The organism is Nocardia pseudovaccinii NBRC 100343, assembly GCF_001613225.1.
Lineage (GTDB): Bacteria > Actinomycetota > Actinomycetes > Mycobacteriales > Mycobacteriaceae > Nocardia > Nocardia pseudovaccinii.
Genome location: NZ_BDBY01000243.1, coordinates 1 through 7,337, shown reverse-complemented (window position 1 = coordinate 7,337; position 7,337 = coordinate 1). Strand labels below are relative to the sequence as shown.

General features: G+C 65.7%; 12 protein-coding genes. All 12 read right to left on the bottom strand.

From position 1 onward, the window contains the following. Nucleotides 1-634 (bottom strand): hypothetical protein (locus tag NP3_RS30015; RefSeq protein WP_157124623.1); only part of this gene is annotated, 634 nt, incomplete at its 3' end. A 66-nt stretch (nt 635-700) separates the two neighbouring features. Next, nucleotides 701-1,105: a hypothetical protein gene (locus NP3_RS30010; protein WP_063044971.1), complete on the bottom strand. Its 405-nt coding sequence runs from the start codon at nt 1,103-1,105 to the stop codon at nt 701-703. Between the two features lie 84 nt (nt 1,106-1,189). Beyond that, the gene (locus NP3_RS30005; RefSeq protein ID WP_063044970.1) at nt 1,190-1,723 is read right to left on the bottom strand and encodes a WDGH domain-containing protein; all 534 of its coding nucleotides are present in this window, start codon (nt 1,721-1,723) and stop codon (nt 1,190-1,192) included. Continuing rightward, complete coding sequence (locus NP3_RS30000) at nt 1,720-2,427, bottom strand: hypothetical protein (protein ID WP_157124622.1); 708 nt, start codon at nt 2,425-2,427, stop codon at nt 1,720-1,722. The genes NP3_RS30005 and NP3_RS30000 overlap by 4 nt, the downstream gene beginning before the upstream one ends. Nucleotides 2,428-2,509: 82 nt before the next feature. Next, a complete protein-coding gene (locus NP3_RS29995) occupies nt 2,510-3,208 on the bottom strand; it encodes a hypothetical protein (RefSeq protein WP_063044968.1) in 699 nt (232 codons plus the stop codon). After that, nucleotides 3,205-4,080: an N-6 DNA methylase gene (locus NP3_RS49325; RefSeq protein WP_169814600.1), complete on the bottom strand. Its 876-nt coding sequence runs from the start codon at nt 4,078-4,080 to the stop codon at nt 3,205-3,207. The genes NP3_RS29995 and NP3_RS49325 overlap by 4 nt, the downstream gene beginning before the upstream one ends. Before the next feature lie 196 nt (nt 4,081-4,276). After that, nucleotides 4,277-4,483: a hypothetical protein gene (locus NP3_RS49320; protein WP_063044966.1), complete on the bottom strand. Its 207-nt coding sequence runs from the start codon at nt 4,481-4,483 to the stop codon at nt 4,277-4,279. 97 nt (nt 4,484-4,580) lie between these two features. Continuing rightward, nucleotides 4,581-4,892 carry a hypothetical protein gene (locus NP3_RS29980; protein WP_157124621.1) on the bottom strand — a complete coding sequence of 104 codons (312 nt, stop codon included), beginning with the start codon at nt 4,890-4,892 and terminating at the stop codon, nt 4,581-4,583. 51 nt (nt 4,893-4,943) lie between these two features. Then, entirely contained in the window at nt 4,944-5,195 is a 252-nt protein-coding gene (locus NP3_RS29975; protein WP_063044964.1) for a hypothetical protein, read from the bottom strand. A gap of 443 nt (nt 5,196-5,638) precedes the next feature. Then, nucleotides 5,639-6,475: a DUF932 domain-containing protein gene (locus tag NP3_RS29970; RefSeq protein WP_063044963.1), complete on the bottom strand. Its 837-nt coding sequence runs from the start codon at nt 6,473-6,475 to the stop codon at nt 5,639-5,641. A gap of 63 nt (nt 6,476-6,538) precedes the next feature. After that, entirely contained in the window at nt 6,539-6,751 is a 213-nt protein-coding gene (locus NP3_RS29965; RefSeq protein ID WP_063044962.1) for a hypothetical protein, read from the bottom strand. A gap of 263 nt (nt 6,752-7,014) precedes the next feature. Further along, nucleotides 7,015-7,337 (bottom strand): hypothetical protein (locus NP3_RS29960; RefSeq protein ID WP_218024963.1); only part of this gene is annotated, 323 nt, incomplete at its 5' end.

The following is a 7,337-nucleotide window of genomic DNA, read 5'->3' as shown; positions in this document are numbered from 1 at the left end:
CGGCGGCGCCTCGGCGGCGTTTGCGGAATACGACGGTGCGAAGGGGTGTCCATTCGGTGGCGACACGGTGTTCAGGTAGTTCGACGACCCGTCCGCCGCAGGCTGCACAGGACCCGAGCTTCAGCCGTGCGTTCACGATCGGCTCGCCCGCCGCGCCGTCCCCCGCGGGGACAAGCCGCGGCCCGGGTCGAAGACGCCGTTCGCGTTCGTCGGGCGGGAGATGGTTGTACAGGTGGGGGTCGAAGTCACGGTCGACGACACAACCTGCCCCGAATACGCGGCCGGCGAACCGGTCGAGCAGCGCCTGGTCCCATGCATCGGGCGTGGTGACGAGTTCTTCGAAGTCGGTGCCGCGAGCGATGACGCCGGCGCGGAATTCGAGTAGGTAGTCGCGGTCGAGCTGGATTCCGGTCTGGCCCAGGGTGACTGGCGCCCTCCTGATCGGGCACAGGTAGCGGCCGCGGTTCGGCCCGAGTTTGTGGCTGTAGAGCCAGCTGCCGCATTCCGGGCAGCGATAGAAGCTGACCTTGTCGAATCGCGGGATGCGCAAGGTGACCGTCGTCTTGCAACGCAGGCACATGGCGGGTACGCCACCGCCGGACCACGCGGGCACGGCGTCGAGCGAGATAGTCATGAGGCTCCTCAAGAAGAAGGGGACATGTCGTCCGTGCTGGTCAGGCCGTAGAAATACGCCGCGCCTTCAGCTGGCGGCTCGCGGCAGCTGCTGCGACCCACGCTCTGCCGGGCACAGGTCGTGGGCTGCGAGGCAGGCGTGGACGCCCAGCCCGGTGATGCCGCCCTCGGCGCGGGCGAGCAGCGCGAACGCCTTGGCAACCGCGTTCAACGCCGGGCCGCGCTTCTTGCCGCCGTACTGCAGATCGTCGCCGTGGCTGCCTATTACCTCGGCCGCGGCGCTGGCTTCGCGCTGGATCTTCTCGTCGGACCAGGCCCGTACCTCGACGATCCACATAGGGATCAGCGCGATCAACGCGTTGGCGAAATTGTCAGCGAACCGCTCCTCTGTCGGTGGGCGCTTGGCGGGCCGGTCGACCAGGACGACGCGGCCGAACGGCGATCGGGTGGTGATATCGGACTGAGTGGTCATGGCGGGGTCTCCTCACGATTCGACAGGGCGGGCAGGCCGGATGACCTGCTGATATGGCAGGTCCCCGGTGCGGGACTGGCTCTGTCAGGCGGCGCCGGCGGTCACTGCCTCGACGAGCAGCTGCGCGAGGGCGGCCTCGCCGATCCGCGCGTACAGGTAGGGGATCTGCGCGGTGAATCCGGCGTTGTGCATCTCGCTGAGTTCGTGGAGCTGGTGATCGTCGACCACACCGACGAGCACGGCGGGGTCGAGCTCGTGCGCGTGGGCCAGGTCTTGCAGCCGCCGGATCGCGGCCGCGTCAGCGACAGCGCGGGTGATGAGCCGCTGGAAGCGCTGGTGCACAACGTCTTTGCCCGCTCTGTCCCATTGCACGCGGTGGTCGTGGTGGTCTTGGATGAGTTCGACGTGTGCGAACAGGTCGAGGTCGGCCTCATCGATGTGGTAGGTGATCAGGCCCTCGGGCGTCGCCATGTACAGGACCGATCGCGTGGGCTCCTTGGGGTCGTTGTAGGCCCGCACCGCGGGGTAGACAGTGGTCAACAGGGCGATGGGGTGGGCGCGGTCGCGGTAGAGCGCCCGGATGACCGCGCTGTCCTTGTTCGAGCTGGCGGCCGTCATCCCCTCACCCCGTCCTGGGCGCGCTGCGGGGCTTGCTGCACCGGCGCTCGATGGGCGACTGTGGCGTAGTCGCGTTCACGCAGGAATCGCGAGACGCTAAATGTACTGCGGGGCAGCACTTCCCAGGTATCCCCGAACGGGTAGTACTCGGCCGGATTGATGAACCCGGCGCGCCGGTGCACTACGTCGCGCACCGTGACCGGAGCAGGCAACCGCCGACCGCCGACCGCCACGAGGACATCATTCGACCGAATCGCGGCCGGAGCGACGACGACACCGTCGGCGACCTCCACGAGATCGGGCGATGATGCGGTCTTCGGCCGCTCGCTCGGAGAGGTCAGCTCCTCGGGCGCGATCAGCCGGGGCTCGTCGCTGGGCGTGCCCCAGCCGTGGGACTCGCAGGTCAGCCAATACCCATCGATGCGGAGTAGGTCACCTCGTGCCACCGGACGGAGCGTGCGGTGGTCGAAGGCGACGGCCAGGGCTATGTCGATCTGGGCGGCGTTCTCGATACCCGCCGTGAAGTCCATGACGCGCTGTGCGGTGTCGGTGACATCGGCAGCGTCGTGATCGGCGGCCGGGCGGCAAACGAAGACCTCGACGAGTTCGTGACCGTGGCGATAGCCGACGAGGACGCCGGCGGGGCGAGCGCGGGCGTCGAGGGCGACGTTGTGGAAGATCTCCACAACAGGAGTGCGGTTCATGAGCATTTCCCTCCAAGTCGAAACGGAAGTGCAAGGCAGAAAGGCCGGGGTCCTAGAGCACGCCCGGCCGGTCGGCGGGGAGCTACGGCAGGCGGGTGAAGTCGGTAACGGCGGCGGTGACGCGCAGGGCCTCGGCGAGATTGGTCACGGGGCGCAGGGTGGCCGCGAGATCGGCATCGGCACCGCGCGGCAGCTCGCTGGCGTGGGGCACCTGGATCGGAATGGCCGCTGCGGCAATCCAGTTCGGCCCGCCGTCCTCGGCCCGGGGGACGGTGACCCGTAGGGTCGATTCGACGACCAAGCGCACCTGCTGCCAGCTCTGCGCGCTGAAGTCGCGGTGGACGGCCAGGCGTTTGGACTTGACGTAGACGTCGCTGGACGCGCGGGCGAGAAACAGCCGGATGTGGTCCTCGGTGGGGCCGTCGATCCAGCTGACGGTGACCTGCTTGCCCTGCGCGAGCGCTGTAAAGGCAGCATGCGGCCAGCGCTTGTCGAGGGTGGCGCGCAGCAGCAGCGCAGCCGACACGCGCCGATCCACCGCGGGGACGACCGCGGTGTAGGACTCGACGCGCTCGAGATGCCACACGTGCAGGTAGTCCCAGGCCCGGGTGACACCGATTCCGCAGGCGTCGGCGTCGCGCTGCTTGCTGTCGAAGAAGTCGACGACCTCGGCAGCGGTCATGTGCTCACGAGAAGCGTCGACATCGAAGATGCTGGCCGCGATGTCGCGGATTGCGTTCGCGCGGATGCGCGTGTGAAGCGTGAAGAGTGGATTGGTCATGCGGCGATGTCTCCTGTCACAACGGCGTTGAGCATGTGGAAGGCGTTGCGAGTCGCAGCGGCGAACTGCATGAACTCGACGACCCGATCGCGGTGCGCGAGGACCTGGCGGCGCATCTCGGCGGCCTGCTGCGGGCCGTCAGCGTGTCGCAGGGTGTCGCCGCAGAAGGTCAGGACGTTCGGGCCGAGACCCCAAATGACGGCGTTGACCGCACAGATCGCCGCCGCGTACCGGTCGATGTCGGTCATGGACCACAGGTAGTTCGCCGGATTGCCGCCCAGCGACCGAATGTGTTGGGCGGCAGAGCGAATCATGCCGCCGGAGCCCGCGGAAGGCTCCTCGAAGCTGCGCCCGGCCGGGGGAATCTCCGAGCCGATGACCAGCTGCGCGATCACATCCGAGACCGGCTGCGGAGTGTGAAATTCGCCTTTGGCCTTGCGGTCGCCTGGCGCTCGGAGTTCGACGAGGACAGCGCCGAGCATGTCGGAATCCGAGCGCATATAGGGGTCGCGATGGCCGGTGATGCCGAGCAGGCCGTAACGGAACGCGGCGCGCATGATGGCCCGGACGCTGGCGAGCATCTCCAGGGTGGGGTCTTCCTTGAGCCAATCGTGGATCGGCCGGGCCATTTCGATGAGATACGGCTCGCGGAACCACAATGCGCCCCAAACGACCTTCATGGCGAGGACCAGCTCGGCGTCATCGAGTTCGGCCCACTGCGTCGCAAGGTCGGGGCCGTCGGGGTCGGCGACAGCCAGCAGGGACAGGGTGGCGACGGTGCCGAGCGCGATATCCATCCGGCTGCCGTAGGAATGCCCGTACCAGGCGGTGGCCACCGTTTCGGCGATGCGCCGCTCTGTTCGTTCGTGCATGGTCGGGCCTCCTGTTGGGTGCATGCGAGCGCGGCCGGGCATGGCTGTGCCAGCGGCTCGAAAAGGGGGAGTGAGAAGCGGACGAGGCCGCAGGTCGCGGCGTCTGCAGCGCTGGGAGAGAACCCGGGGTGAACAGTGCCCAGCGGGTTTCGAAGTCGCGGGCTGCCGATGTGATTCGGTCAGCTGGCGAGGGGGTTCACTGTTCTCGCGGCGAGTATTCGGCGGGTGAGATGATCTGCTGCTGGTACGCGCCGGCGACCTGTTCGGCGGATTCGACCGGAACGTGGCGCTTCGTCGCGCCGGGAATCGGCAGGTGCGATACGTGCCGCCAGTCCGCATGCGGACCTCCATGGTGGGGACCGGGGTCCACCGGAGTTCGGATTCCGGCGCGGTCAGTACCCATCCCGGCGGCCGCGCGACCTGTAGGTGATAGCTCGTGCCGTCGTGTTCGAAATGCCACGAGACGGCGCAAATGCCGTCGGAGCGCACGAGATCAGCCATTACCGGACCTCCTGACGGATTTCGGTACGTTGGCCCGCGTGCACCCGCGAGGGGGATACGAAATCGTCGTATTCGCGGACCGGATGCACATACAGGAACCCCATAGCCGACAGGGACACTCCCGACTGGCCTGCGTTACCCGGCAGCGTGTACCGGATGCGCGCTCCGGCTTCGTGGTCGGTCTCAATTCCCTCGACACAGACACCAGCGACGACGATTCCGTTCGTGCATATAAACGTGACCCACTTCGCTATCAAGTCGGTCGGCTCCTGGATCTCATGTCCGCCGAAGTTCATGGGGGGCAAAGTCATTTTTCGACTCCTCTTCGCAAGGATTTTCCGAGCTAGTTCAGGCAGGTTTGATCAGCACTCGTTTATGCCGTTGGAAAGCGGCTCGAGCGCGTCGATGCGTGTGAATCGATTCGGGTTGGTGTACCGGTGCTCGGGGCGGGTGAGGTCGATGTCTCCGAGCGCGTCGATGTGCCCGGTTCCAAGGCCCCGACGCCGGGGCTTCCAGCTGTCCGGCTGTGTCAGTCGAGCCAGCGTGTTCAGCAGTTCGGTCGGCGAGTTGGTGCAGAGGTCGGCCCCTGCGGTAGCGGCCTTGTCGGGCGTCAACCGCCGGTTGCGGCCGTTAGGTCAACTATACCCCTATGACAGGGGTATGGTCAACTCTGGATGTGCTTCGATCGGTGCAGCCCGCACGTGGTGGTGACCGGCGCCGGCGAGATCACCACCGTGCGCCCGCCGCCGGAGGACAGTCCGACCAGCACAAATGACACGTCCCCTCCCGTCTGCCTCCGCCGGCAACTGTAGGCGCGCCGGCGTTCGGCAGGTCGGCTAGATGGGCCGAAAGCTGGGGTGGTCGATGGATAGCGTGAACGTTGGTCACCTCGTCGTGTTGCCATCGGCGAAATCCTTTGGGCAAATGGGGAATTTGCGACGGCCGGGCGTAGAAGATCGTCCAGGTGGCGAGGGTGGTTGACGCCGTGGTGGAAAGATGGCTGGGTGCACCGGGCAACTAGGCCCTGCCCGGTGCACCCAGTCATGGTGTTGGGGGGTCAGCTCTTGGACCGCAGGATGGTGTCGGCGTGCGTCCACAGCGCACGGTTGAGCTGGGTGTTGGACCCGATGGCCTGGATCGGGCGCGTCTTAGTCGGGCGGCCCTTGGGAGTGATGCCCGCCATGCCGCCGCCGACGACGTTGCGCTGGATGATGTTGAAGGTGGCCCACAGGGTGTGCGGTGTCTCCTCGAAATTGCGCGCGACGAGCAGCTCCCGGGCCGGAACGGGTGCGGGCCGCACCTCGGGGTTCCAGCGGATCTTCAGGGCGGCCTGAGCGAACCTGAGCCGTTCGGCGTCGGTCAAGATGATCGCGTTCATGGCATCGCGGGAGGCGTCCACCAGGGCGAAGTTCTGCACGATGGCGCGTGCGGAGTGGATGACATCCTTGATCATGATCCGGCCGTTGTGCCGGAGCCGGATGTCGTCGAACTCGCCGCCGACGACAAGGCCGTTGCCGCAGGCCTGCCGCCACCGATCGGCGCGCAGGCTGAGCGCTCGGGTGCGGTCGTGGCTGGTGTCGAGTGCGAGTTCGTTGAACTCGCCTCGACCTTGCTGATCCGCGGAGGCGGAACGCATCCGGACGATATGGCGGGTGTACTCGCGTCGATCGGGTGTACGAGTGCGTGACTGGGCGGCCATGTACACCTCGAATCCCTCTTCGCGCAGTGCGTCGACCAGTTCGGACGTGGGTAGGTAGGCGTAGCTGTCGGTAACCGCGTGGTGAGCGTGGCTAGCGAAGACGGCGGGCACAACGTCGCGGATCTCGGCGTCGGTAAGGGGCCGGTCGGCGCGGACGCTGGCGAATTTGCGGGGCATGTCGATGGTGGTATGCATTGATACTCGGTCCTTTCAGCGAGGGCAGGAAAACCAGGCCAGATGCCTGTAGCGCATTGGCTATCAGCGACGGAACAGCCTGCTCAGCAGACCTCGACGGCGTGGCGCGGTGCTGTCAGCGATCTGGTTCAGCTCACCGAGGATTTGATTGCGGAACTGAGCGTCGGCCTCGCTTCCGAAAGCCTGGCGAAACTCCGCAGCTACTGCGGGATCGGTCGAGGAAAGCTCAGAAATCAGTTCCCCGGTGGTCATGCTGCGACCCGGGTGATCAGCCATTGTGTAACCCCTTTTGTGTTATAAGTCGGTAGAAAATGTTGCGGCCGGGTATCAGACCGTCTTGTTCAGCGTCGCTTTTTTGCGACTCAGGGCATCGATAAGGTCGAGGTTGCTGCGCACTACTGCATTGAAGTCGGGCGAGCGCGGCCCATTTTGTCCGTCCAAGCCTGGGATTCTGCGGGGTGTCTCGGCGAATTAGGCCGCGCGGCGCGGCGAGTTTGCGGCATTTGAGGTTGGTGTTCCGGAACCCGGAACACCAATTCTTACAACTCGACGAGGTGCATACCCTCGGGGACATTTGCGTGAGTGTCGATCCAGAAGGGTTCCATCTCCAGTCGCCGCACCGCCCGGCCACCCGCCGCTGCCAGGGCTTCATTGTCGGACTCGTATATGCCCGATTCACCCTCGACCTGCCAGATGAAGTACGATACGGCCTTCTTCGCGGGCGCTTCCACCGCGTCGGCTTCGAACTCATCTTCCATATCGCAGAACATGCACATTGTGGTTTTACCTTTTCGGTTGGTTTGATGACAGCGGAGAAGTGGCGTCAGAGTCCGAATTGCTTCCTGAGTTTTTTGTTGAGGAT